Below are 832 nucleotides of genomic sequence, written 5' to 3' on the forward strand. Positions count from 1 at the left end.
GCTGATGTATCCAGAGCGGGGATCATTACCATCAGAATCCTGTCGCTGTGAATGCTGTCACGGATATCGATATCACCGGAATCTTCAGCAAAAATATCCCCGAATGCTTCCGTGAATGTGCTGAAAGTTTCAGAAAACTGCCCGGAGAGATAAGCATGTTGTTTTCTGGGTTCTTCCGTCCAGGCTGATGGTGTCCTGACCAGCGACAGGTCGAAACCGGGAACGTCCTGAAGGTAGTTACGTAACGGTGCGATAGCTTCTTCCGGCCACTGATCATCGAGGCCACGACAGTAAAGTTTGGCCATCCCTTCGAGAGTCATATGTTCACGGAGCATCTGCAGCGACATTGTTTTGCCTTCGCGCACACACCAGAATTTAGTACCAAATACCAGTGCCTTATTCATGGCAATGGCCCGGGACTGCCACTCGCCCCCCTGGACGTTCTGGGGCAGCATTGACTGCATTGTCTCCGCTGTGAATGCCTCAGTGCTGTAACAGAAGGGATTCCAGGTATTTGACTGAGGACGCGTTTTTTCACCACTCAGAATGATTTCACTGCGGGATTTTCCTCCGTTCATGAAGTTAATGACTTCCACATCGTCTTCACGTCCAAAGCGTCTGGCCAGATACCAGATCGTTCTTGCCGTATCATTCTGTGCCTTGCCATCGACAAGGGTGAATCCTCTTGCCCAGCAAAGTGGGTTAATCGCCCAGGCAAAGATGGTTTCCGTTTTACCGCCACCGGTGGTGGCGAAAAACATTATATGGCGGGTCAGATCGTCCATACTCAGCCATAACTCCCTGCCAATATCCCTGACGCGTTGATAACCAA

At 50.6% G+C, this 832-nt stretch carries 1 pseudogene; it reads right to left on the bottom strand.

Features of this window, described 5'->3' with window-relative positions:
- Window positions 1-832 (bottom strand): annotated as a pseudogene (locus ACJHX3_RS24940) (conjugal transfer protein TrbC); the annotation flags it as partial.

The sequence above is a fragment of the Escherichia sp. WS1265 genome (assembly GCF_046487585.1).
Taxonomy (GTDB): Bacteria; Pseudomonadota; Gammaproteobacteria; order Enterobacterales; family Enterobacteriaceae; genus Escherichia; species Escherichia coli.